We start from the raw sequence: 22,200 nt of genomic DNA, 5'->3' as shown, positions 1-22,200 counted from the left end.
AAAGCAGTGCATCCGCTTAAAACTTTAATTCTAATTGTCTGAATTGTAAACACTTATTCGATTGATGGCTCTTCTGAGTGCAACCTGTGCCCTCTCAAGTGATCGCTGGTCATGAGCAGCTTGAGCCTTTTTCAGTGCATTTTGCGCACGTTCTCTAGCTGCCTTAGCCCGAGATACATCAATATTGCCAGCTCGTTCAGCACTGTCAGCAATTATTGTAGCTACGTTATTGGAAAATTCAAAGTAGCCACCGCTAACAGCAATGTGATTGACAACATTATTCATTTCGCGGCTTCTTTTAACCTTAATCTCACCTATCGCAAGTGGAGTTAAAATCGGCAAGTGATTATACATCACTGAACGTTGACCATCAATTGCCCGCATTTCCACAATACTGGAGTGATGAGAAAAAATCAGTCCATCTGGAGTTACAACATTTACCATAAAAAGTTTTTCTGGATCTGCCATTTGACATCACCTTACTTTTCTAATAATGCTTTAGCTTCTGGATCACTAGGAGTTACACCCATTTGCTCAGCCTTCTTTAAAACATCTTCAATTCGGCCTACACTACGGAATGCATCTTCAGGAAGATCATCTAAGTGACCATCCAAAATCATCTTAAAGCCTTTAATTGTTTCCTTAATTGGAACATAAGAACCAGGCACACCAGTAAATTGCTCTGCCACAAAGAAGTTTTGTGATAAGAAAAACTGTACTTTACGAGCACGGCTAACAATCACCTTTTCCTCGTCGGACAACTCATCCATTCCCAAAACTGAAATGATATCTTGCAATTCATGGTAACGTTGCAAAATGTGTTGCACCCCTGTTGCCACTTCATAATGTTCTTGACCAACAATTTCTGGGTCTAAAGCACTGGAAGTTGACTGCAACGGATCAACGGCTGGGTAAATACCTTGCTCAACTAGACTACGTTCCAAGTTGGTAGTAGCGTCAAGGTGGGCAAAAGTAGTAGCCGGAGCTGGGTCAGTATAGTCATCGGCCGGCACATAAACCGCCTGAATCGAAGTAATAGAACCCTTCTTAGTTGAAGTAATTCTTTCTTGAAGCTGACCCATTTCAGTAGCTAAAGTTGGCTGATAACCAACGGCACTAGGCATACGTCCTAACAGAGCGGAAACTTCGGAACCAGCCTGAGTAAACCGGAAAATGTTATCAATAAAGAGCAACACGTCTTGGCCTTCAACGTCTCTGAAGTATTCAGCCAAAGTTAAACCAGTCAGAGCTACACGCATTCTGGCACCAGGCGGCTCATTCATTTGACCAAAGACCATGGCTGTTTTGCTTAAAACGCCAGATGCTTTCATTTCAAAGTAAAGGTCATTACCTTCACGTGTTCTTTCACCAACACCGGTAAAGACTGAGATACCCCCATGTTCTTGGGCAATGTTGTGAATCAGTTCCTGAATAATCGTGGTCTTACCGACCCCGGCACCTCCGAACAATCCAACTTTTCCGCCTCGAACATAAGGTTCAAGCAAATCAATAACTTTAATACCAGTTTCAAGAATTTCCTGACTAGTAGTTAGTTCATCATATTTAGGAGCATTCTTATGAATACTGTCACGAGCATGATCTTTGTCAAATTTAGGGCCATTATCGATAGGTTCCCCTAAAACGTTAAAGACACGACCCAAAGTATCATTACCAACAGGTACTGAAATAGGGCCACCTGTGTCTTCAACTTTCATGCCCCGTCTAAGGCCATTGGTAGATTCCATGGCAATTGTTCTTAAAATACCGTCGCCAAGCTCCAATGTAACTTCCAGAACAACAGATTCATCGTCCGACTTAACGACGCGCAAAGCATTGTCAATATCAGGCAGATTTTTGTCAAGCGGGAATTTGACATCGACAACTGGGCCGATTACTTGAACAACTTCACCTTCACTCAAAACATCTACCTCCTTTTCTTAATTATTTCAAAGCATTAGCACCACTGACAATTTCAGTAATTTCAGTAGTGATTTCTGCTTGTCTTGCACGGTTTAATTTAGTAGTTAAACTCGAAACCAAATCATCAACGTTGTCCGTAGCACTCTGCATTGCAGTCATTGAACTGGCATGCTCTGCAGTTTTGGCATCCAAAATAGCACCGTAAATTGTAGAGCGGGCATATTGAGGAATTAGTGTTGTTAAAACGGCATTAACATCAGGTTCGATATCGTATTCTAAGTCTTTATGAGCTTCAGCTTCTTTGACACCAATATCAATGTCAACGATCGGCAACATTTTTTCAACCCGAAATGCAGATGATAACGAATTAATATGGTGAGTATAACAAACATACAGCTCATCATAAACTCCGTTCAAATACATTTTGATCGCAGTTGAAACAATTGGTAAAACTTCATCAAAAGTAGGTACATCAGTAATACTGTCATTTTCATAAACAACATTAAGATTGTTTTTCTTGAAGAAATCAGCACCTACTGACCCAACGGCTAAGACTTTAACATCTTTATGTTCCGCTTTTGAATCCTCAAACAGACCCATCATGTTTTTAATGACAGCACTGTTATAAGATCCGACTAGACCACGGTCACCGGTAATAACCAAATATCCGGTAGAGTTGATCTTTTTGCGTGCCTGGACCATATCGGAAACAATTCCCAAGCCAAAGACATTTTCATAGTCAATTTTGCCAATACTTTCTTCGTCAATTGCCACATGCTCTTTATGCAAGTGATTGACTACCTCAGCACTCATCAAACGTGATAAAGTTTGTCGCACATGATCATTATAAATTGTGTAACCTTTGTCTCGCTTTTCAGTTTGGTTTAATTTTGATGCCGAAACCATTCTCATGGCCTCGGTAATTTTACCAGTTTGCTTAACTGAAGCTATTTTTTTCTTCAACGCAAGTAAAGATGCAGGCATATAACTACCTCCTATTTATTACTTGGTGAAAAACTATCCGCAAATTTAGAAATTGCTGCTTGTAATTTCTTTTCATCTGGCAGGTCACCAGTCTTGCGAATATGTTCTAGTAAATCTGCGTGATTAGTATCGAAGTTGTCGTATAACTCTTTTTCAAACTTGGCAATATCATCAACTGGAACAGAATCAAGATAGCCGTGAGTTAAAGCATAAAGAATGACAACTTGCTTTTCAACTGGAATTGGCGTATGCAAAGGCTGTTTCAAAACTTCAACAACTCTTCGGCCACGATTCAGCTTGGCTTGAGTTGCCTGATCCAAATCGCTGCCAAATTGAGCAAAGCTTTCAAGTTCATGGTAAGCTGCCAAGTCCGTACGAAGCGTACCAGCAACCTTCTTCATAGCCTTAATTTGAGCACTACCACCAACACGAGAAACTGAGTTACCAGCATCAATAGCAGGACGGGTTCCCGCAAAGAATAAATCACTTTGCAAGAAAATTTGTCCGTCAGTAATTGAAATTACGTTAGTTGGAATATATGCTGAAATATCTCCTGCTTCAGTTTGAATAAATGGAATGGCAGTCATTGAGCCGCCACCAAGTTTATCACTCAATTTTGCACTACGTTCTAGTAAACGAGAGTGCAGATAGAAGACATCACCAGGATAAGCTTCACGACCAGGCGGACGACGGAGAAGCAAAGAAAGTTCACGGTAGGCAACGGCTTGTTTTGACAGGTCATCAAAGACCACCAATACATCCTTACCATTGTACATGAATTCTTCGCCCATAGCTGTTCCGGCATATGGTGCTATATACAGCATAGGTGCCGGCTCACTTGGTCCGGCTTCGACAACAATTGTATAATCCATTGCGCCAAAGCGTTTTAATGTTTCTACTTGAGATCTGACAGTTGATTCCTTTTGACCAATAAAGACATAAATACAAATAACGTCTTGTCCTTTTTGACTCAAAATTGTATCAATTGCCAAACTTGTTTTACCAGTCTTACGGTCACCAATAATTAACTCACGTTGACCTCGACCAATTGGCACCAAAGCATCAATAGCTTTGATACCTGTTTGCAGCGGCTGATTAACTGACTGGCGTTCCATAACACCCGGTGCCGAAGACTCGATTGGACGAGTCTTTGACGTTTTAATTTCGCCAAGTCCATCAACTGGCTGACCTAATGGGTTTACAACGCGACCAATTAGTGCGTCTCCAACCGGCACACGCATAATTTCACCGGTTCTTTTGACTTGGTCACCTTCACGAATATCATCAAAATTGCCCAAAATAATGATACCAACATCATTTGATTCAAGGTTTTGTGCAATGCCATAAGAACCATTGTCAAATTCCAATAGCTCGTTGGCCAAAACATTGTTCAATCCGTGAGCCCGGGCGATACCATCACCTATGTATGTAACAACTCCAACTTCATTAATGTCGAGCTTATCATCATAGTGTTCAAGCTGCTGCTTGATTAAAGAGCTAATCTCTTCTGCTTTTATGCTCAATGGTTTCACCTCTTTTAATTTTTATTAATTAACTGCGCACGAATCTTTTTCAGTTTATTTTTGACTGACCCATCGATTACGCAATCGCCAACTTTTAAAATTACGCCGCCAATAATATTTTGGTCAACCACATTAGTGAGAATGACTTTTTGCAAATTATATTTTTGGGCGTAACCAGCACCTAATTTTTGTAATTGCTCCTTATCTAGTGGCACTGCTGAAACAGCAACTCCAGTTTCGATCTTTTGACTTTGGTTATATAAGTCATTGAAACATTTTATTATTTCCGGCAATTCCAAAAAATGGTCATAGTCTAGCAGTAAATTCAAAAAATTTTGAACTTCTTTGGTCAGACCTTGCTCAATCGCAGAAAGCGATTTTGCTTTTTCAGCACTGTTAAAAATTGGGTCGCTAAAAGCTTGCAAAATCTGCGGATAATCTGAGACAGCTTGTGCCAGTTCCTGCAAATCCGCATGAACGGTCTCCAAGGCAGCCATATCCTCTGCATAATCAAATAGTGCAGTACCATAGCGTGCAGCAATCTCTTCTGTACTTAAGGCCATTATTTATTCAGCCCCTTAATAAACTGATCAACCAAATCTTTTTGGTCATCAGCAGATAAATTCTTAGAAATTACTTTTTCCGCAATCGTTACAGAAATATCTGCTACTTGTGCACGGGCTTCGTCTAAAGCATCGGCTTTCGCCTGAGCGGCAGCGACCTTTGCTTTTTCATGAATTGAAGCCGCGTTATCATTTGCTTCTGCCACAATCTGCGTACTGGTTTTTTCAGCATTCGCCTTTGCATCAGTAAGAATTTGCGTTGCTTCTTGTCTTGAGTTCTTCAAGGCAGCTTCACGCTCATTAGCCAAAACTTCAGCCTTTTTGCGATTGTCTGCAGCCGAATCAAGATCACTGATTACCTTTTGGCGTCTTTTTTCCATCATGTCGGAGACAGGGCCCCAAGCATAATGCTTAACCAAAAGAAGCAAAATTGCGAAAACAATTAAATACCAGAGGGTATTTCCCAGGTAAATATGACCTGCTGAGGCCGCAAATAAAATTTGAAATGTCATTTACTGCCCTTCTCTCTTTTACCTAAATTATTTTAAATAAAATTAAACGAAGAGAATCAGGAAAGCAACAACAATCGCCAAAATAGGAACGGCTTCAATCAAACCAACACCGATGAACATTGTTGATCTCAAGTTACCAGCGCTTTCTGGTTGACGGGCCATGCTCTCAACGGTCTTAGTGATAACTTTACCATTACCCCAAGAAGCTGCTAAAGCAGCAATACCAGCTACGATAGCTGCTGAGATATATTTAAAAGCTTGTGACATATTTAAACCTCCAATAAATTATTCTTTTGTAACCTTTTTTCCAACATAAACCATGGATAAGGTTACGAAAACATATGCCTGGATAGAGCCAATGAAGACAGAGAATCCTTGCCAGATCATAGCAAGCGGTGCTGCTAAAACCAAAGTGACAACACCAAAGCTAGGAGCAAAACTGTTACCTATTAAAGTTAACAACACTTCACCTGCATAGATATTACCATATAAACGCAAAGATAATGTCAAGAAATTAGTGACCTCTTCAATCATATTAATGGGAAACAGGAAACTAACAGGTTCGGCATAATTGCGCCAATAGCCACCAGTACCGAATTTTTGCATTCCAAATGTAAATGAAAGAAGCAAGGTCATCATTGCAAACGACATTGTCGTCACCGGGTCTGCGGTAGGAGATTTAACAAAGATGTTATCTCCCGCTTTAACCTCTAGGAAGAGGCCTAACTGGTTCATAAACCAAATATAGATGAATAGAACAAAAGCATACAAGGAAAGGTGCTTTCTAGCATCGACATCACTGACATTGTCTTTAACAATACCATCAGTGAAGTCTATGAGGTATTCCATGATATTTTGCTTTTTATTCGGCTTCATCTCAACTTTGCGCGATAGCCAGATGCAGACAAACAATACTACAGCTGCCATTAACGTTGAGCCTATGATCCCAGACAGATCAAATGTTAAACCCAGAAATTTAAAAACAAATGATTGCTCCAATTCTTCGTGACCTCCCTTCTCGTGTCCAAATTATCGAACACTCATACAATATTAACACCATTCAATAATTTTGTGAAAAATGTAAGCGAATTTTGCGACTATTTTACCTAAAAACAGTTATTTAGTACCAAATAGCCTGTCGCCGGCATCCCCCAGACCTGGTGTAATATAGCCGTTTGGCAACAATTTTTCATCTTCTGCAGCAGCATAAATATCAACGTCTGGATTTTCTTCTTGAATAGCTTTGACGCCTTCAGGAGCAGCTACTAGTACTGCTAGTTTGATAACTTTGACGCCACGCTTTTTAAGCGCACCAATCGCCATATTAGCAGAACCACCAGTAGCAAGCATTGGATCTACGACCAAACATTCACGTTCAGCCACATCTTTCGGCATTTTGCAGAAATACTCATGTGGCGTAAGAGTTTCTTCATCCCGGTACATGCCAATTACTCCCACCTTGGCTGACGGAATCATTTCCATAACACCATTAAGCATACCAATACCGGCACGTAAAATTGGCACAATCGTCATCTTTTTGCCGGCAATCTCTTTTTGGGTGGTCTTGCCAATTGGTGTTTCAATTTCAACATCTTTGAGCGGCAAATCTCTGGTAATTTCATAAGTCATCAGTCCCCCGATTTCACCGACTATCCGCCGAAACTCGTTGGAACTTGTTTCCTTACGCCTAATAATTGTTAACTTGTGTTGAATTAACGGATGATTCAAAACCGTAAATTTGCCCATCTTTTTCCTCCTATAAACATAATTACGTTTACGAGTATTTTAATAAAAAAAACAAAGGGTTTAAAGTCCTTTGCTAGTAAATTTTTATTTTGCCATATAATGATGACCTGCAGCAGCCTTATTAAGCCGATTCATGTAGGCTAGAGTGTCCTCGCTGCCGTTAAATCCCTGCACAAAAATTTGTTTAATTTCGGGCTTATCGTCAAAATAACGCAAGCCTCCGAATAAATTATGATCGGCATCCGTTAAATTTTGACCTAGATTAAATTTGTTAACTTCTGGCAACTTGATTTTTTTAAGCACAGTGGCTAAAGCCATTACGCCTGTCGCACTCGTCAATTCTATATTTGCAAAATCCTGCGGATCATCGACAACGACTACAGGAGCGCTAGGAGCATAATGGCGATATTTCATCCCCGGAGCTTTTGGAACATCCTTATCAGAAACCTTGCCGCTGTTAATTAAAACTTTTTCTCCCAAGGCATTGCTCAACTCTTCCGGTGTTATTGCACCAGGACGTAAAACGACTGGAGTTGGAACAGAGAGGTCAATAATTGTTGATTCCAACCCCACTTCTGTAGGTCCGCCATCAATAATCCCTGCAATTTTACCCTTTAAATCATGATAAACATGCTGGGCTGTAGTTGGACTGGGCTTAGTTGATGTGTTTGCTGAAGGTCCGACAATTGGATAACCCAATTTACTGATTAACTCATGAGTCAAAGCATCATTGGGACAACGAAAAGCAACAGTGTCAAGACCGCCGGTAACAGCTTTAGGCAAACTGTTTGGTTTAACATATAGCAAGAGAGTTAGCGGACCAGGCCAAAATTTTTTAATTAACTTTTGAGCACGTTCTGGAACTTCTTTGGCATACTTAGACATCATTTGAGCATCAGAAACGGTCACAATTAAAGGATTGTCACTAGGACGACCTTTAGCTACGTAAACATTTTTTACAGCTTTTTCATTTGTGGCAATGGCACCTAAGCCATAGACTGTTTCTGTCGGAAAAGCAACCAACTTTCCTTCAGCAAGCAGCTTTACTGCATCATCTATTTGATCCTGTGAAAAAATTTTTGTTTCCATCATTTATTCCACTTTCCCCTAACCATACGTGGTTTGCCGGCTAAATCTTTCTTAAATTCAATAGTAAAATCAGGCAATTCTTGGGCAAATAAGTCTGCCAGCTGGTCTTTTTCACTAAAGCCAAACTCCAAGAAAAATTCGCCGCCACTATTTAAATGATCGCGCACCTGTTTGACAAATTTCTGATAAAATTCAATTCCGTTTTTTCCACCAAAAAGAGCTTCTTTTGGTTCATTTTCCAGAACATTTTGGTCCATTACGTCTTTTTCTGTTTCCTTAATATAGGGAGGATTAGAAATAATTTTATCGAATTTTTCCAGTCCAATTAAGATATTGGCTTTACGGACCGTGACATCGACCTTATGAATCAAAAAGTTTTCTTCGCTTGTTCTTAGGGCCGCATCGGTGACATCAGAAGCATATAAGTCAAGGTCAGTAATTTGTTTTTTGGCAGCTTCTTTGGCTAGAGTTACAGTGATGCAACCAGAACCGGTACCTAAATCAAGCACTTTGTCTCCGCTAGTTAGATCCTGCAGAGCCCATTCAACCAATTCTTCTGTTTCAAAGCGGGGTATTAAAACGCCGCGCTGCACTAAAATTTTGTAACCAAAAAACCAGGAGTAACCCAAAATATACTGAGGCGATATCCCTTTAGCCAGCTGGCGCACATCTTTTTGTGCTTGCTTAATTTGGTCTGGTGATAATTCCATGTCCTGTTTTAATTGAAACTCACTAGGACTCAGCTGCAGTCTTTCAGCTAGCAAAAAAGCGATATCTTCTGGTCTTTGTTCTGGTGCCGTTTCCGCAGCCCAGATTCTCAAGCTTTTTAAAGTGTCAATCTTAGACATTTTGTTCAGCCAGCTCCTCTAGTTGCTTAGTTTGGTTATACAAAATCAAAGCATCAATTATTTCGTCAAGTTCACCGTTCATTACCCTGTCAAGTTTATTAAGCGTCAAGCCGATACGATGATCAGTCACACGGTTTTGCGGGTAATTATATGTTCTAATACGCTCTGACCTGTCGCCAGTGCCGACCGCATTTTTGCGTTTGGCATCATACTTGTCCCGGTTTTGACTTTCATAATAATCATAGACACGAGATTTTAAAATCTGCATCGCTTTTTCCCGGTTTTGTTGTTGACTACGTTGGTCTTGCATTGCAACAACGATTCCTGTCGGCAAGTGCGTCATACGCACAGCACTCGAAGTTTTGTTAATGTGCTGACCACCGGCACCACTTGAGCGGTAGACATCAACCCGAATATCTTTAGGATCTAAATCAAGGTCAACCTGTTCGTATTCGGGCATGACAGCAACAGTGGCCGTTGAAGTATGAACACGGCCTTGAGATTCAGTTACAGGAACACGTTGCACGCGGTGTGCCCCATTTTCATATTTAAGTTTTGAATAAACCTTGTTGCCAGTAATCATAATGGCAACCCGCTTATAACCGCCAACTTCGGTTGGTTCACTGTCAACGATAGAAACCTGCCAGTTTTGTCTTTCTGCATATTTTTCATACATTCTGAGCAAATCGCCAGCAAATAAGGAGGCTTCATCCCCACCAGCTGCACCCCTAATTTCCATGATAATATCCTTATCGTCATTAGGGTCTTTGGGCAGCATTAAAATCTTGATTTCATCTTCAAGTTTAGCAATATCCTGCTCTAAATCATTATTTTCTTCTTTGGCCATTTCCACCAAATCAGAATCATTTTCATTAGCAATAATATCCTTATTATCAGAGATTTCTTTTTTATCCGCCTTATATTTGCGGTATTTTTCAACTACATCCCGCAAATCTGCTTCTTCTTTAGAAACCTCCATATACCTTTTAGTATCATTGATAACTTCTGGGTCAGCCATCATCTCTTGTAATTCGTCATAATGAGCAACAAGACTTTCAAGCTGTGCCATAATCTTATCCATGTTGTTCTAATCCCTTCCTATCTTGTTTGATCCGGGTGAAAATAATGAAACCGACAAACTGGGTAATAACTTTCATCCCCACCAATTTGAACCTGTTCACCTTCATAAACCGGTTTACCATTGTGTATCCGTTGATTCATTGTAGCCTTTCTACCGCAGTAGTGGCAAATCGTTTTGATCTCTTTTATTTTATCAGCAAAAATCAATAAATTCTTGGTTCCTTCAAATAAATTATTCTGAAAGTCGTTTTTTAAGCCGAAAGTCATTACGGGAATGCATAAGTCATCGACTATTTTGGCGCATTCCACCACATGATGACGCTCCAAAAACTGAGCTTCATCAACAAACACGCAAGCAATCGCGCCATCTCCACGTGCTTTTTCCTGCTCATTCAACTTTTTTATATAAGCAAAAATATCAAAATCATGGTCAATCGGAACTGCATTTCTGTGAAGTCCAATTCTTGAGGCCACAGTTCCAACTCCACTGCGGTTATCAATACCGCTTGTTAACAAAGCGATTTTACGACCTTGAGCTTCATAATTATGAGCATCCTTTAGTATCTCTAAAGTTTTGCCACTGCTCATCGTGCCATACTCAAAAAATAATTGTGCCATTTTTGCTCCTTTGATTCATTTAAATTCACCTAACTAATCTAGTATAATGTAAAAATAAAATATGTGTAGTTAAATGGTTAAAAACTCGTTTTCAGTTTGTGGCTATGCTATAGTTGATAATGATTTTAAAGCGAGGGAAGAAAATGAGTTTTAAGTCTGTAATAGCAAAAAGCGCGGGTAAATCAAGTTACTGGTTTTTACATAATGTTTTAAAAGGCGGTACCAGTTTTCCCGGCAAATTAGCAATGGACCTGGATCCTGAAATTTTAAAAACACTGGCTGAAGGATATGAAACTGTTATTGTTACCGGTACAAACGGCAAAACCATGACTACAGCTTTAATCGTGGCTGCACTAAGAGAAAAATACGGCGATGTTTTAACCAATCCATCGGGTTCCAACATGCAACAAGGAATTGTGACGGCCTTTTTAGCACACAAAAAGAAAAAATCTTCAAGACCAATTGCAGTGTTAGAAGTTGACGAAGCAAATGTCAAAATGGTGACGGAACTTCTTCATCCCAGCGTTTTTGTTTTAACCAATATTTTTCGCGACCAAATGGATCGCTACGGTGAAATCTACACCACTTACGATAAAATTGTTGAAGGAATTAAACTGGCACCCGAGGCTACTATTATTGCCAATGGTGATGCCAGTATCTTTTCTTCAGTCGACTTACCTAATCATAAAATTTTTTACGGTTTTAAATTACCTAGTGATGAACCACAAAATGATACTAAAGCTCCCGTCAATACTGATGGGATTTTATGCCCTAAGTGCGATCATATCTTGCACTATCATGAACGTATTTATGCCAATTTGGGAGATTTCTTCTGTCCTAACTGCAATTATCACAGACCCGAATTAACCTATTCTGTGAACAAAATTATTGAGCAGACGCCTAATAAACTTGAGTTTCAAATGGGCAAAAAAGACTACACCATCAACATTGGCGGCACTTATAATATTTACAATGCTCTAGCAGCTTATTCTGTGGCGCGTTATTTTGATCTCAGTGAAGATGAAATTGCTCAGGCTCTTGCTAAAAACAAGCGGATTTTTGGCAGACAAGAATTAATTAAATATGAAGGAAAAGAGATTGACCTGATCTTAGTTAAAAATCCGGTTGGTCTAGATGAGGTGCTGCACATGCTTAACACGGAAAAAGATGATTATTCCTTAGTCACATTGCTTAACGCTAACCACGCTGACGGCATCGACACTTCTTGGATATGGGACGGTCAATTCGAAGACTTAAATCACGATCAAATTAAAAAAATTTTGGTTGGCGGCGAGCGCTGGCACGACATGGGCTTTCGTCTGGAAGTTGCCGGTTTTGATCCGGGTAAAATGGTTACTTGCACTGACAATGAGGAAGTAATTGCCAATCTTACTAATTTACCAACGAAAAAGGTTTACATTTTGTCTACCTATACTGCTATGCTCTCTTTACGTAAGACTATGGCTGAGAAAAAGATGATTAAGGCTGGGATGTAAAAGTAATAATCTCAATAAAACCTGTAAAATGCTTCATTGATGTGAACCCTAAAATTAGGACACTTTATTAGCTCAACTAAGGACTAACCTCCGATATTCAATCGGAGTTAGTCCTTTTAGTTTGCTTTTGAACTTAAAACTAATGTATTTATACCTAGGTGAGTATTGGGATACAACGATATAGATCCCGATAGCTCCCACTTGCAGAGTTAAATTTTTCCAGCATATTTTTTACATTTGGCTAAAACACCATGAAAATTATATTTTAAGCATTAAAACATCTTTAATTTGCTGTAAATAAGATTGGTGAACATCATTTACGATATTAAAAATGTACGATAAAATTAGGTATACTTGATTAGGAATTGATTATAAATTTAGAAACTGTCATTAATTTTCTGCTATCAGGTATTTCTGTCCACCACGCCAGAGACACCAAACCTACGGTAATATCGCTTAAGGAGGAAGTAATGGTTAAATTTAAGAAGGCCTTTTCGATTGGCGCCACAATTTTAGCGGCACTGACAATTGCAGGTTGTTCTAACAATAAGACTACTAGTAAGGGAAGTACTAATAAATCTGTTAAAACCACTCACCAGCAAAAGAAACCTAAGCCAAAAGTTGCAGACTATCCAAATATTAAAGATGCGGAAGCTGCCCTTAGTAAAGGTAAAAATTTAAAAGGTAAGACGGTACAATTTAAAATCAAAAAATTCGAACCTCAAAGTTCCTTCGGTTACAACATGGAAACCGGTAAACATCTTAATTTTGTTAGTCCAGAAAACCCAAACGCCAAAAAAGGAGATACTGTTTTTCTAAAAATCAAAAAAGTAAAATCGGTACTTGGCTCTTTTGTTATTACCTATACTGATCTATCTAAAGTAAATTAATGATTACAATAATTGGTATAAAATAGCAAATATATTCCGGAAAGTATCGAAAAATTTTAAACGACTCAAAATATCTAGTTTTAAATATAGGAGGAAGTAATGAAAAGACGTAAGAATGTTTTGTCAGTAGTTGCTATTTGTTTAGCAGCCTTATCTTTAGTTGGTTGCTCCAATAGTAGCAGTAGTAATAAGTCTGATAACAATAAGCCGAAAAGCAACCAAAAAGTAAAGAAAACAAACACTCAAAAAACTTCTTTTAGAAAATCTTTTGACAAGATTCAAGTCGGTGACGTCATGCAACAAGGTAATGGCGGGAGCACTCTTAAAGATGTGAAAAACATTTTAGGTCAGCCAAATTCGATTTCAGCCACTGAGGTTAAAGGCTTTAAGGTAAAATCATATTCGTGGACTAAATATGGGACTACAATAATGGTTCAATTTAGTCACAAAAAGGCTATCACCAAAACTGTATCGGGCTTTAAATGGACCCGCCACAGCACTAAGCTAACGCTTAAAGCATTTAATTCAATAAAAACAGGCAGTTCTTACAAGGCACTTGTCAACACTTATGGTGAACCCGACGGGTTGAACGAAAATGTTGTTTTAGGAAAGAAAAATGTAACTGCGGTTTACTTCACTGGAATTAAAGCAAAAAGTGCAGGAGCAAATGCCAGTTTCACATTTGCCGATGATAAACTAGTGTCTAAAACTGAAACTAATTTAAAATAAAGCAGTTTCTGTTAAAAGAAATAAAACTACAAAAGTTGTCTAGCTTTTGAGTCTCAGTACATATAGTTTGTATGGACTGTAGTAAAAAATAAGGGTAAATGAAGTCGCAAATGTCCATCATAATAGCCATACTTGAACTACAGCAAATTTATACAAATATTAAATTTGAATAAAAATGTTTCAAGATATATCACTTTTTTCATTTATAGCTAATATGTAAAAAACACAAGATGTTGTGTAATCTTCTCTATTTTTAATGATTTTTGTAGAAAAACTACCAAATATTGTATATTTACTACAAAAATAAATTTGCTATAATACGAATATGGATCAAGTTCGAAGGGCCCGAGGAGTAGGTGTCGAACTAACAATGCCTCATGTTCTGTATTATTACAGATATGGGGCTTTTTGTTTTACCAAAATAATTTTTAAGGAATACAAATGTCAGTAAATGATTTTATTAATAAAAAACCGTTTAAAAGTCATAATCAACAAATGAAAATTCTGCGCGAAAGAGGTCTTACGGTAAAGTCTATTGATAAACGTGCTTTAGAAGAACATGGTTACTATTCAATAGTTAATGGATACAAGCAATTATTCTTACAGAGGGATTCTAGCGGCACTCCTGTATCACCAGAAAAATATTTAAAGAATGCTAGTTTTAAAGAAATAAAGAGCTTATATGATTTTGATAAGAACTTGCGCAGAATTCTTTATACACCATTAATGGAATATGAAAGCAATTTAGGCTCCGAAATATCTTATAGGTTTTCTGAAGAATACAAAGAACCCCATTCCTATCTAGCAATAGACAATTATTCAAATGATAAAGAAAAAATAGTTTCTATAGTAAAAACGATAAGCAATTTGTCTAATGAAATTAAAAGAAATGCCAACAAGAAGAATGCTATCAGTCATTATGTCAATGAGCATAAGCATGTACCTCTTTGGGTTCTTGTAAATTATTTAACTTTTGGAGAATTAAATTATTTTTACAGTGTTTGTACAGATAAAATCAAAAGAGTTATAGCTAGCGACTTTTCATTAAAATATAAACGCAACTATAAAACTAAAATTAAAATTCAACCCCAATCTATTGAAACTTTAAATATCTTAGTAAATTATTTTAGAAATTCTGTAGCCCATGATGAAATTACCTATAACAAAATAATTTTAAAAACTAAAAAATTCAGATTGATTAAGCAGGATTTAAAACTCAATAATTTTATAGTTAACAGTCAAAGCGGTGTCTTCGAATTAATCGTTGCCCTAAAATTAGTTTTGAGTAAAAAGGAATATTACGATTTTGTCAAACAACTTTATAAATTATTTGACAAATATGAGCCATGTTTTCAATCTGTAAGTTTTGCTGCAATCTTACACGATATGCATTTTCCAAAAAACTATCGTGCAATCCTGAAAGTAAAGTGAACAATACAATAAGCGTTTAAGAATTCCCTTGGAACCACATCTAAAATTTAATTATGATAAGCAATAGCTAAATAGTTAATTCACCCTATTTTAGCTAGAAATCAAAGGCAAAATAAATATGTTAGCAAAAATCATGGTAAATCATGATCTGCTAGAATTAGTTGTCTAAACGCTAATGGTCGGCTCCACCAAATAGAAAACGATGCTCTAACACTATGATTGAATTTGAACAATATTCTGTTGAGCAAAAATACTAACATGCCAGAGAGTAAATGTTGAGAGAAACCCAGTTTTCGTCGATTATTTCTATAAAAAGTGAACTACCTTTAAAAAACAAGTATCGGATATAAAACACCAAACACTATATGATAAGTAAAAACGCTAGATGAGCAATTCATCTAGCGTTTTGTAACAATTCTGATGGGCAAATGATGGGCAAATGATGGGCAAATTTGTTTTTTAGCTCTCACAAACCCTGCCGTTGAGCTATTTTTATTGGGATATCCGGGCTCGAACCGAAACATGCAGGAACCAGAAACCTGTGCCTTACCATTTGGCTATATCCCAGTGTTAAATCACCCGCACGAGAATTGAACTCGTAACTCCACCTTGAGAGGGTGGCGTCTTAACCATTTGACCAGCGGGCAAAATCAACAGTAATTATTATGCTTGAAGAGACGCTTATTGTCAAGTACTTTCAGTTCAAAAACTAAATTTAACTAATAAGGTTTTTTAGCCCAAAGAAAAACTTTCGGAAAGCTTTTCAATCCGGAAGTTTTTTATTATTGCCCATATTTTTGACCAACTACACTTTTTTGCAATTTTCTTCAACTACTTTGTGTAAATGAACAATCAAGTATATTCTCTCCTGTTTAGTAATCCTCAAGTTAATTTTTTTCCTAATAAACTCATCGAAAGCATTAATAATTTCAGCCTCCTTAGTCATTTTGGCAGCCAAGTCCTGGTAAAGTCCTTCCTGATCTTCATCAGAAAACAGTTTATTTTCATACACCCTTTCACAAAAATAATTTAGATGAGTCAAAAATCGTGAATAAGTGAAAGTGTTTTGGTCGATATTGCCACCAATAATCCTTTGAGCTATTTTCTCGAGACTACTCACCAGCTCAGCTATTTTCCTGTTTTTCTGTTGGTCACCAACGTCAACTTCCGCATCCACAAAATGTAAACCAATGCCTGTTGCTTCGCTATTCGGTAATAAAACATGCATTTTTTTATTAATCAAATTAACTGCAAATAAACCTATCTGATATTCATTTCTATGGTGAAGTAAGACATCAGGATAGTTGAAATTTTCACCAATATTTCCCTCTTTAAATCGCTTTACCACAAAAGAAATATGATCAGCTAACGATAAATAAAGGTAATCTTTAACTTTGATTTGATATTTTTTGGCGGCAAAATCTATTATTTCTCTAACCATATTTAGATAAGTTTCGTCTATTGTACTGGCTAGCTGAATAAAGTTTTCCAGCATTTTATTATCGGTTAAGACAAAAATCTTTTGAATTTCCTCTTTTTTTACAGGATAACCAATTGCTTTATGGTAGCCTAGACCCTTGCCCATTAGGATACACTCTGCTCCTGATTCATCTAAAGCTAAAACAAGCGAATTATTCAAAACTTTTAGCACTTTCATCAGCTCACCACCTAGTTGCATACTATTGTTTAGTTGACCAATCCTTTGTTTGTAATAACCTTTTGGTACCAGTAAAAACTATCCTTGGGAATCCGACGTAGATCTTTTAGATCATTGTCAGTTCTATTGACGTAAATAAAGCCATAACGCTTTTTAAATCCCTGATGTGAACTTAACAGATCCATAACTGACCAAGGACAATAACCGATTAGCTTTACCCCGTCCTGAATTGCATCATAACAAGCCCGGATATGATCTGCAAGATAGTTTATGCGGTATTGATCATGAATCTTGCCATCCTTTGCCATAATGTCTGGAGTACCTAAACCATTTTCAGTAATAATCATTGGTAAACGAAACTGACGATAATATTCATTTAGGACAATTCTCAAGCCAATTGGATCGATTTGAGCACCATATTCCGTTGCGGACAAGTTAGTATTTTTTTCGATCTTAAAATAGCCATACAGATCAAAATCCACATCATTTTTCCTTGTACCAAATGGGTGCTTGGCATCGCTCGGCAAGTAACTGGCAACGAGCGTACGGTAATAATTGACTGCTATGAAGTCAGGCCGAGCATCCCGTAATACTTGCTCATCTTGATCCTGCATTGATGGCAAAATGCCAACTTTTTTAAGGTAATTGCTATAGTACCCAGGATATTGACCATGACAATACATTTCTAGAGCATAATTAGTCTTAAAATTATCATTCATTTTAGCAGCCCAAACATCAAGTGGCTTAGTAGATGCCGGATAAGTCATGGTGGATGATATTGCTGGTCCTATTTTACCGTTGGGCATCATCTTATGACAATCTTGCATAACGTAGGCACTTGCTACAAACATATTGTAATCCATTTGTGCTCTGACACGTTCTTTATTCTTGGCTTCAACATGATACATATTTAAGCGCTCGTCTACACGAACCATCAGGTTTTGCTCATTGATCACCTGCCAGTTCTTGACTCTGTCACCAAATTCTTTAAAACATATTTGGGCGTATCTTCTAAAAGCAGAAATGCAAGACCTGTTTTCCCAGCCGTTATATTTTTCTACCAAGGCCAGAGGCAAATCAAAATGATATAAGGTAACAAACGGCTCAATCCCATTTTTGATTAGGCAGTCAATCACTTTATTGTAAAAGTCGATTCCCTTTTGGTTAACCTGACCATCACCGTCAGGAATAATTCTCGACCAGGCAATGGAAAAACGGTATACTTTAAGACCTAATTCTTTCATTAAAGAAATATCTTCTCGATAATGATGATAAAAATCACTGGCTACCTTTGTATCAGCTTGTTCAGGACCAGCATGAACAAAAGAATTATAATCTGCTACTGATTCTCCCTTACCATCTTCGTTCCAGCCGCCTTCAATTTGAAAGGCTGATGAGGACGCACCCCATAAAAAGTCTGAATCAAATTTTTCCATATTTTACTCCTCTATTTAATCATTTTTTTAGACTAAGATATTATGAATTTGATAACAAGTATAACAACTGGTCGTTATTAGTGACGTTATTCTTGTTTGTAGAACCAATCGCTGCATAGTTTTTCGAATTAGTTACAACAACTGTGGTGGTTAAGTCATAACCTGCCTGTTCAATCTTTTGCATGTCAAATGAAACTAGCAGCTGCCCCTTCTTGAGATGGTCTCCATCTTGAACGTGCTTTTCAAAATACTTTCCATTTAGTTTAACAGTGTCGATGCCAATATGGATCATCATTTCAATTCCACTGTCTAATATTAAACCAACTGCATGTAAAGTAGGATATATCATGCTAACTGTGGCGTCTGCAGGAGCCAAAATTTTTCCTGAAGTAGGTTGAACTGCAACGCCTTTACCCAAAACTCCGGATGCAAAAACTTCATCTGAAACCTGAGCTAGAGGTATCGTCTTACCTTCAACCGGAGAATTTACAGATAAATCACAGTCATCTGCAACTAAATCTTCATCAATGGTTTTAGTAGGATTTTCTCCCTGATTATCCTCAATCTGGTCAGTTTTTGAACTATTTTTTTCTGCAGGAGCTGCATCACTAGGTAAATCATTAAAACCTAATATAACTGTTAAAATGCAGGCGCCACCAAAGGCAATTAAACAACCCAAAATGTAACAAACGAAAGCCTTAGTCCCAGCAGAAGCATATACAGGAATGGTTAAAACACCTTGATTGGCGAAAGCATTTCCGTAAGAGCCACCCCAGCCCATCAAAGCGCCACCTAAAGCACCACTAATTACTGCATAAACCATGGGCTTTTTCAAACGCAAGTTAGCACCATAAATAGCCGGCTCGGTAATACCAAACAATGCTGTCACTGTGGCTGAAGCTGCAACAGTTTTCAGATTTTTATTTTTAGTTTTGAGAAAAACTCCCAAAGCAGCACCAGCTTGTGAAAAGTTTGCTGCACCGGCAAAAGCGAGCAGGTTTTGTCGTCCTGTTTTAGCAACATCGTTTATACCAATTGGAATGATTGCTCTGTGAGCACCAAAAATAACAAGTACACACCAAATACCACCTACAAAGGCACCTAATAAAATCGGACTCAAATTCATGATATAGTGATATGCCCAGTTAACAGCGTTACCAATATAAATACCAATTGGGCCGAAAATCATTAAAGTTGCCGGTACCATAATAAGTAAAGACAAAGTTGGTACCATGATAATTTTGAGCACATCCGGCATTATTTTTTTAACAAATTTTTCAACGTAGGCCAGTACAAAAACAGCTATGATGATGGGAACAACCGAGGAAACATAATTTGCCTTGGTAATTCCAATCCCAAACAGCGTTACTGCTTTATTTCCGGTCATCAACTCTACCAAAGTGGGATAGCATAGCGTTGCCCCCAAAGTCATAGCTATGTATTCATTTGTTTTAAAAACTTTAGCAGCCGATCTAGCCAAAATCACCGGCATAAAATAAAATAAAGCGTCTGAAGCGGCATTCAAAATAATATAAGTATTAAATGTCTTTATATCAACGTGATAGACATTTAAGCCAATTAATGCTGCAACAGCCAGGATACCCTTTAACATTCCCGAAGCAGCAATGGCCGGAATAGTTGGCGTAAAAATAGCAGTTACAACATTTAAAATCTTTGTACCAATACCAACTTTTTTGTCTTGCTCATCATTTTCGGTCTCAGTAGTTCCGAGCAGAGGCATGATTTCATCATAGATTGCTTCAACTTTATTACCTAAAACAACTTGAAATTGCCCGCTGGCCTCTACGACCTGAATCACTCCCTCTATACTGGAAACTTTATCCGTACTAGCTTTACTTTCGTCTTTTAAAACAAATCTCAATCTGGTAAAACAATGAGTTAAACCAGAGATATTTTCTTTTCCACCTACACCATCTAGGATTTGTAGTGCGATTTTATGATTATCCATAATTTTCCTCTTTTATTTCAATAAAAAAGACCAAACATACGTAAATAAAACCGTTAATCTCGGTTATTAATTACATACATTTGATCTTGCCTGCATTACCAGTAACACGTCAAATAAAAGTTCTTTTATTTTACAAACTTAAATCTAACATTAGAATTCCATTTATGCAAGCGATTACATCAAATTTACCATTAAATCTGTTTTTTAACATTTAAAATTTCATTCGCACTTATTTGCAAAAATAAATCAATGAATTGTATATAATAGAGTAAGAAACTTTTAACAAAGGATAGTTTATATGATTGACTACTCAAACAGCCAAAATTTAATTGAATCAATGGTTACGGAACGCATTGTACCGGGCGTTAACTATGCTTTTATAAAAAATGAACAAGTTTTCACTTCAACTGTCGGCTTTGCAAGTACTTATCCGACGGTTACGCAGCTTAGTCCGTTTGCCATTTATGATCTAGCCAGTCTGACCAAAGTAATTATTACTGAAAATATTTTGCTTAAATTATATCAAGATGGGCAGCTCAATTTTACTGAACCACTGCACGATTTTATTCCTGAATTTAAAGATGAACGTGTCCGCCTTTTTCATCTGCTTACCCACACTAGCGGAATCCGTGGCTGGATTGAAAAGCGCGATCAATTATCTCGCGACGAATTAATCAATGCCATTATTCATTTACCTGTCACAGACGAGTTTGAACATAAAATGCGCTATGCCGATACGAATTTTATCTTGTTGGGGCTGGTTGTTAAAAAAATATTTGGTCAACCAGTTCAAGAAGTTGGTCAAAAATTAATAATTGAGCCCTCAGGTTTGGAAAACACGACATTCAATCCCCCTAAGGACTTATGTGTGCCCACCGCTGTTTACCAAGGAAAAGTTTTGCAGGGTGAGCCGCACGATCCTAAAGCACGCCAGCTTGGCAGTGATTGCGGTTCAGCAGGACTTTTCTCCACAATGAATGACTTGGTTAAATTAAGTAAAGGTTACTTGGGCTTAGATAAACAAATTCTGCCCTTCAGTCAAGAACTTGTCGCAATGTTATTCGATAATAAAAATCCGGCGGGTGTCAAGCCACGCTCATGGGGCTGGGACTTGCGCTTTGACCCTCAGTTGCATTACCCCCTAATTCTGCATACTGGCTTCACTGGTGTTCTTATGCTTCTTGACCGCGTAAAAAAGTCTGGCTTAATTCTTTTAACCAATCGTATTCACCCTACTGGTCATAATCAGGTCTTTCTAACTATGAGAGAAAGAATTATTCAGAGCTTTTTAAAAGAAAACGACGAATAAAAAGCAGCTTCGTTTAATAGAAGCTGCTTTTTTAACACTTTTTACGATTTGGCCAAAAATGATAAACAAGATCAACTACTGCTTGGGCCAGCATACCGCCTGCCATCCAGTACATCGCCATCATCATGCTGCCGGTAAAGGTAAAATAAGCGGTAATAGCGTAAACGACTACCCACAAGATTTTAAGAAACAAATTATCACACATCATTTGTAAAAAAACTCCCTTCAATTCATTTCAAATTATACCTTTTTTTAGGCAAAAAATGGGGCTTTTTTTAGTTATTTAATCACCTAAAAGTAGTTTTGCTAAAATTATTTATTTTAATTGTTATTGTTGCAAAATGTTTACATCCGTAAGCATTAGTAAACTTTTTTTAGAATCATTTTTTTGATGAAAGCA

General features: G+C 37.6%; 22 protein-coding genes and 2 tRNA genes. 5 read left to right on the top strand and 19 right to left on the bottom strand.

Annotated elements, in window-relative coordinates; all coding sequences use genetic code 11:
* Positions 1-30 precede the first annotated feature (30 nt).
* The 13 genes from JF75_RS04240 to JF75_RS04180 form a co-directional block, all read right to left on the bottom strand.
* On the bottom strand, positions 31-468 hold the full coding sequence (locus tag JF75_RS04240) for a F0F1 ATP synthase subunit epsilon (RefSeq protein WP_046331979.1): 438 nt from the start codon (positions 466-468) through the stop codon (positions 31-33).
* Between the two features lie 11 nt (positions 469-479).
* Positions 480-1,919, bottom strand: a complete 1,440-nt coding sequence (atpD, locus tag JF75_RS04235) for a F0F1 ATP synthase subunit beta (RefSeq protein ID WP_046331978.1) — start codon at positions 1,917-1,919, stop codon at positions 480-482.
* A gap of 22 nt (positions 1,920-1,941) precedes the next feature.
* Positions 1,942-2,904 (bottom strand): F0F1 ATP synthase subunit gamma, encoded by a 963-nt coding sequence (locus JF75_RS04230; RefSeq protein ID WP_046331977.1) that lies wholly within the window; start codon positions 2,902-2,904, stop codon positions 1,942-1,944.
* A gap of 11 nt (positions 2,905-2,915) precedes the next feature.
* Positions 2,916-4,427: a F0F1 ATP synthase subunit alpha gene (gene atpA, locus JF75_RS04225; RefSeq protein WP_046331976.1), complete on the bottom strand. Its 1,512-nt coding sequence runs from the start codon at positions 4,425-4,427 to the stop codon at positions 2,916-2,918.
* Positions 4,428-4,441: 14 nt separating this feature from the next.
* Positions 4,442-4,990 carry an ATP synthase F1 subunit delta gene (atpH, locus tag JF75_RS04220; RefSeq protein WP_046331975.1) on the bottom strand — a complete coding sequence of 183 codons (549 nt, stop codon included), beginning with the start codon at positions 4,988-4,990 and terminating at the stop codon, positions 4,442-4,444.
* On the bottom strand, positions 4,990-5,502 hold the full coding sequence (gene atpF, locus JF75_RS04215; RefSeq protein WP_046331974.1) for a F0F1 ATP synthase subunit B: 513 nt from the start codon (positions 5,500-5,502) through the stop codon (positions 4,990-4,992). Before atpF ends, atpH begins: the two co-directional genes overlap by 1 nt.
* 42 nt (positions 5,503-5,544) lie before the next feature.
* The gene (atpE, locus tag JF75_RS04210) at positions 5,545-5,769 is read right to left on the bottom strand and encodes a F0F1 ATP synthase subunit C (protein WP_034981200.1); all 225 of its coding nucleotides are present in this window, start codon (positions 5,767-5,769) and stop codon (positions 5,545-5,547) included.
* An 18-nt stretch (positions 5,770-5,787) separates the two neighbouring features.
* Positions 5,788-6,501: a F0F1 ATP synthase subunit A gene (gene atpB / locus JF75_RS04205; RefSeq protein ID WP_046331973.1), complete on the bottom strand. Its 714-nt coding sequence runs from the start codon at positions 6,499-6,501 to the stop codon at positions 5,788-5,790.
* A 117-nt stretch (positions 6,502-6,618) separates the two neighbouring features.
* On the bottom strand, positions 6,619-7,248 hold the full coding sequence (upp, locus tag JF75_RS04200) for a uracil phosphoribosyltransferase (RefSeq protein ID WP_046331972.1): 630 nt from the start codon (positions 7,246-7,248) through the stop codon (positions 6,619-6,621).
* A gap of 84 nt (positions 7,249-7,332) precedes the next feature.
* Complete coding sequence (locus tag JF75_RS04195) at positions 7,333-8,337, bottom strand: L-threonylcarbamoyladenylate synthase (RefSeq protein WP_046332933.1); 1,005 nt, start codon at positions 8,335-8,337, stop codon at positions 7,333-7,335.
* Positions 8,337-9,185: a peptide chain release factor N(5)-glutamine methyltransferase gene (gene prmC, locus JF75_RS04190; protein ID WP_046331971.1), complete on the bottom strand. Its 849-nt coding sequence runs from the start codon at positions 9,183-9,185 to the stop codon at positions 8,337-8,339. Before prmC ends, JF75_RS04195 begins: the two co-directional genes overlap by 1 nt.
* On the bottom strand, positions 9,178-10,266 hold the full coding sequence (prfA, locus tag JF75_RS04185) for a peptide chain release factor 1 (RefSeq protein ID WP_046331970.1): 1,089 nt from the start codon (positions 10,264-10,266) through the stop codon (positions 9,178-9,180). Before prfA ends, prmC begins: the two co-directional genes overlap by 8 nt.
* Positions 10,267-10,283: 17 nt before the next feature.
* Positions 10,284-10,883, bottom strand: a complete 600-nt coding sequence (locus JF75_RS04180) for a thymidine kinase (protein ID WP_046331969.1) — start codon at positions 10,881-10,883, stop codon at positions 10,284-10,286.
* A gap of 143 nt (positions 10,884-11,026) precedes the next feature.
* Here JF75_RS04180 and JF75_RS04175 point away from each other — a divergent pair, with 143 nt between their 5' ends.
* The 4 genes from JF75_RS04175 to JF75_RS04160 all read left to right on the top strand — a co-directional run bounded on the left by JF75_RS04175 (position 11,027) and on the right by JF75_RS04160 (position 15,429).
* The gene (locus tag JF75_RS04175) at positions 11,027-12,379 is read left to right on the top strand and encodes a Mur ligase family protein (RefSeq protein ID WP_046331968.1); all 1,353 of its coding nucleotides are present in this window, start codon (positions 11,027-11,029) and stop codon (positions 12,377-12,379) included.
* A gap of 470 nt (positions 12,380-12,849) precedes the next feature.
* Positions 12,850-13,269 (top strand): hypothetical protein, encoded by a 420-nt coding sequence (locus JF75_RS10645; RefSeq protein WP_046331967.1) that lies wholly within the window; start codon positions 12,850-12,852, stop codon positions 13,267-13,269.
* A 99-nt stretch (positions 13,270-13,368) separates the two neighbouring features.
* Positions 13,369-13,998 carry a DUF3862 domain-containing protein gene (locus JF75_RS04165; RefSeq protein WP_046331966.1) on the top strand — a complete coding sequence of 210 codons (630 nt, stop codon included), beginning with the start codon at positions 13,369-13,371 and terminating at the stop codon, positions 13,996-13,998.
* Positions 13,999-14,439: 441 nt separating this feature from the next.
* Positions 14,440-15,429 (top strand): Abi family protein, encoded by a 990-nt coding sequence (locus JF75_RS04160; RefSeq protein ID WP_046331965.1) that lies wholly within the window; start codon positions 14,440-14,442, stop codon positions 15,427-15,429.
* A 495-nt stretch (positions 15,430-15,924) separates the two neighbouring features.
* Here the strand turns inward: JF75_RS04160 and JF75_RS04155 are convergent.
* The 5 genes from JF75_RS04155 to JF75_RS04135 form a co-directional block, all read right to left on the bottom strand.
* A tRNA-Gln gene (locus JF75_RS04155) sits at positions 15,925-15,996 on the bottom strand.
* Positions 15,997-16,004: 8 nt separating this feature from the next.
* Positions 16,005-16,076 (bottom strand) — tRNA-Glu (locus tag JF75_RS04150).
* Between the two features lie 158 nt (positions 16,077-16,234).
* Positions 16,235-17,086 carry a PRD domain-containing protein gene (locus JF75_RS04145; protein ID WP_046331964.1) on the bottom strand — a complete coding sequence of 284 codons (852 nt, stop codon included), beginning with the start codon at positions 17,084-17,086 and terminating at the stop codon, positions 16,235-16,237.
* Positions 17,087-17,115: 29 nt separating this feature from the next.
* Positions 17,116-18,522 carry a glycoside hydrolase family 1 protein gene (locus JF75_RS04140; protein ID WP_046331963.1) on the bottom strand — a complete coding sequence of 469 codons (1,407 nt, stop codon included), beginning with the start codon at positions 18,520-18,522 and terminating at the stop codon, positions 17,116-17,118.
* Positions 18,523-18,562: 40 nt separating this feature from the next.
* Positions 18,563-20,491, bottom strand: a complete 1,929-nt coding sequence (locus tag JF75_RS04135; RefSeq protein ID WP_046331962.1) for a beta-glucoside-specific PTS transporter subunit IIABC — start codon at positions 20,489-20,491, stop codon at positions 18,563-18,565.
* A gap of 298 nt (positions 20,492-20,789) precedes the next feature.
* On the opposite strand from JF75_RS04135, the gene JF75_RS04130 reads away from it, so the two are divergent.
* Complete coding sequence (locus tag JF75_RS04130) at positions 20,790-21,800, top strand: serine hydrolase domain-containing protein (RefSeq protein ID WP_046331961.1); 1,011 nt, start codon at positions 20,790-20,792, stop codon at positions 21,798-21,800.
* A 31-nt stretch (positions 21,801-21,831) separates the two neighbouring features.
* Here JF75_RS04130 and JF75_RS10570 read toward each other — a convergent pair whose 3' ends face one another.
* Complete coding sequence (locus JF75_RS10570; RefSeq protein ID WP_167334211.1) at positions 21,832-22,008, bottom strand: hypothetical protein; 177 nt, start codon at positions 22,006-22,008, stop codon at positions 21,832-21,834.
* Between the last annotated feature and the right edge of the window lie 192 nt (positions 22,009-22,200).

This window comes from Lactobacillus kimbladii (assembly GCF_000970755.1).
GTDB lineage: Bacteria > Bacillota > Bacilli > Lactobacillales > Lactobacillaceae > Lactobacillus > Lactobacillus kimbladii.
Note: the sequence above shows the minus strand (reverse complement) of the source record. Positions and strands in the feature narration are given on the sequence as shown.

Excerpts from the sequence above, each read along its gene's own strand:
- JF75_RS04240 (WP_046331979.1), bottom strand. The coding sequence starts at position 468 with ATGGCAGATCCAGAAAAACTTTTTATGGTAAATGTTGTAACTCCAGAT.
- JF75_RS04230 (WP_046331977.1), bottom strand. The coding sequence starts at position 2,904 with ATGCCTGCATCTTTACTTGCGTTGAAGAAAAAAATAGCTTCAGTTAAG.
- atpH (WP_046331975.1), bottom strand. The coding sequence starts at position 4,990 with ATGGCCTTAAGTACAGAAGAGATTGCTGCACGCTATGGTACTGCACTA.
- atpF (WP_046331974.1), bottom strand. The coding sequence starts at position 5,502 with ATGACATTTCAAATTTTATTTGCGGCCTCAGCAGGTCATATTTACCTG.
- atpE (WP_034981200.1), bottom strand. The coding sequence starts at position 5,769 with ATGTCACAAGCTTTTAAATATATCTCAGCAGCTATCGTAGCTGGTATT.
- upp (WP_046331972.1), bottom strand. The coding sequence starts at position 7,248 with ATGGGCAAATTTACGGTTTTGAATCATCCGTTAATTCAACACAAGTTA.
- JF75_RS04195 (WP_046332933.1), bottom strand. The coding sequence starts at position 8,337 with ATGGAAACAAAAATTTTTTCACAGGATCAAATAGATGATGCAGTAAAG.
- prmC (WP_046331971.1), bottom strand. The coding sequence starts at position 9,185 with ATGTCTAAGATTGACACTTTAAAAAGCTTGAGAATCTGGGCTGCGGAA.
- prfA (WP_046331970.1), bottom strand. The coding sequence starts at position 10,266 with ATGGATAAGATTATGGCACAGCTTGAAAGTCTTGTTGCTCATTATGAC.
- JF75_RS04180 (WP_046331969.1), bottom strand. The coding sequence starts at position 10,883 with ATGGCACAATTATTTTTTGAGTATGGCACGATGAGCAGTGGCAAAACT.
- JF75_RS04175 (WP_046331968.1), top strand. The coding sequence starts at position 11,027 with ATGAGTTTTAAGTCTGTAATAGCAAAAAGCGCGGGTAAATCAAGTTAC.
- JF75_RS10645 (WP_046331967.1), top strand. The coding sequence starts at position 12,850 with ATGGTTAAATTTAAGAAGGCCTTTTCGATTGGCGCCACAATTTTAGCG.
- JF75_RS04165 (WP_046331966.1), top strand. The coding sequence starts at position 13,369 with ATGAAAAGACGTAAGAATGTTTTGTCAGTAGTTGCTATTTGTTTAGCA.
- JF75_RS04160 (WP_046331965.1), top strand. The coding sequence starts at position 14,440 with ATGTCAGTAAATGATTTTATTAATAAAAAACCGTTTAAAAGTCATAAT.
- JF75_RS04145 (WP_046331964.1), bottom strand. The coding sequence starts at position 17,086 with ATGAAAGTGCTAAAAGTTTTGAATAATTCGCTTGTTTTAGCTTTAGAT.
- JF75_RS04140 (WP_046331963.1), bottom strand. The coding sequence starts at position 18,522 with ATGGAAAAATTTGATTCAGACTTTTTATGGGGTGCGTCCTCATCAGCC.
- JF75_RS04135 (WP_046331962.1), bottom strand. The coding sequence starts at position 20,491 with ATGGATAATCATAAAATCGCACTACAAATCCTAGATGGTGTAGGTGGA.
- JF75_RS04130 (WP_046331961.1), top strand. The coding sequence starts at position 20,790 with ATGATTGACTACTCAAACAGCCAAAATTTAATTGAATCAATGGTTACG.
- JF75_RS10570 (WP_167334211.1), bottom strand. The coding sequence starts at position 22,008 with ATGATGTGTGATAATTTGTTTCTTAAAATCTTGTGGGTAGTCGTTTAC.